Origin of the sequence: Vibrio sp. 1180_3, assembly GCF_029478545.1 — a bacterium.
Taxonomy (GTDB): domain Bacteria; phylum Pseudomonadota; class Gammaproteobacteria; order Enterobacterales; family Vibrionaceae; genus Vibrio; species Vibrio aestuarianus.
Genome location: NZ_SJFM01000109.1, coordinates 1 through 1,649, shown reverse-complemented (window position 1 = coordinate 1,649; position 1,649 = coordinate 1). Strand labels below are relative to the sequence as shown.

At 42.8% G+C, this 1,649-nt stretch carries 1 protein-coding gene; it reads left to right on the top strand.

The window, feature by feature from the left end; translation table 11 throughout:
* The first annotated feature begins 254 nt into the window (after positions 1 to 254).
* Positions 255 to 1,295, top strand: coding sequence for an IS110 family transposase (locus tag EYW48_RS21040; RefSeq protein ID WP_064626080.1), 1,041 nt, complete (start codon positions 255 to 257; stop codon positions 1,293 to 1,295).
* Positions 1,296 to 1,649: the final 354 nt, after the last annotated feature.

The window sequence follows — 1,649 nt, the reverse complement described above, 5'->3', positions numbered from 1 at the left end:
GTCGGAAGTCAGCCCACTTTCGTGATCAGATATGAATCTGTATCTGCATCGTTACAATGCAGCCTTCGCTTTTTCCAACCTCCTATACCTGCATCACTATCGGCCACGAAGGCTTTCCCAGAGGGAGTGATACAGGCTTACCGTGTTCCGTATGTCGCGCAATGTCAGTGTAGATGCCCGCTATAGATGTATGGACTCCTCTCCCCCCTGGGAGTACGGTATAGATACATCTGATAAAACTGTGGAGAGCAGATATGGAAGACAATCTTTTACTTGCAATCGACTTAGCGAAAAACTCATTTCAAGTTTGCTATATGAGACACAACGGTGAAGTTCTCCTAAACAAAGCTATTAGTCGTAACAGTTTGATTAAACTGCTAACTGGAAAGAAGAGGTTTTCCTTGGTGGCCATGGAAGCTTGTGGTGGTGCCCACTACTGGGCCCGCTTAGCAAAAAGAAACGGCCATGAGGTAAAAATCATCCAACCTCGAGCAGTTAAAGGGCTACAACTTAAGCAAAAGACGGATAAGAACGACGCTTATGCAGTAGGTGTTGCCGCTCTTCTCCCTCATATATTCAGTTGTAATTTGATGTCTGAAGATGAGCAAGGGTTACAGTGCTTAGATCGCGCTCGAGCATTACAATTAGCACAGCGAACAGCTCTCAGTAATCAGATGCGTGGGTTCCTAAACGAATATGGCATCGTGTTGCCTAAAGGAATAGCCCCTTTAGTAAAACGGATCCCAGAAATATTAGAAGATGCCGAAAATGGCTTGCCTGATAGTTTACGCCAGGTATTAGCTTCACAAGCTGATATATTAGCTATGCAAACAGACCAAATAGAATACTACGACTGTTTGATTACAGAACACATCAAACAAAACAAAATTTGTCAAAAGCTGAGTAAACTGGAGGGTGTAGGCCCAATTATAGCACTAGGTCTAATGATACGTTTAGGTGACGGTAAAGAATTTACACACAGTAGAGATGCCTCTGCTTGTATTGGATTAACACCTAAACAACACTCTACAGGTGGCAAAGAGCGGATTGGGCATATTTCTAAAAGTTGCGCAGATAAGCGCTTGAGAAGTCTCTTGTATCAAGGAGCAATGTCCATAGTGTACAAAGTAACACTTCGTGCTCCAACAACAGAGAAAGAACGATGGCTAAAATCTATCGTAGAGCGGCGTGGTAAGAAAATAGCCGCAATAGCTATGGCAAATAAAACTGTTAGAACAGCCGTTGCACTCATAAAAAGTGATAGTGACTATCAACCATTGCCGATTCAAGCGTAATCATCGTTAAATAAAGTTTTAATTCAATTGCTTGCATAAAATAAAGCGATAAGACAACCAATGGAATTCAGCTCCGCACTAAAGTATTCGGATACTGCACTATAGACTTGAACCATTGGGGCGAACACATCAAAGGGCAGGAATAGCTATCCAATAAGAGCCCGTATATAAGTGCGCAACTATCGTCATATTTGAAAAGGCATTGATTAAAACGAGGAGTCCATATAAGTGCGGAGAGTTCAACGATCACGAAAGAGCACGGGGCAATCTCTTTCCGACTCTCATGCCTTTTGGCCACAGCGTATTAACCACTTCCGCTGATTCATCATATAACGCACCTTATGCGGATTCACT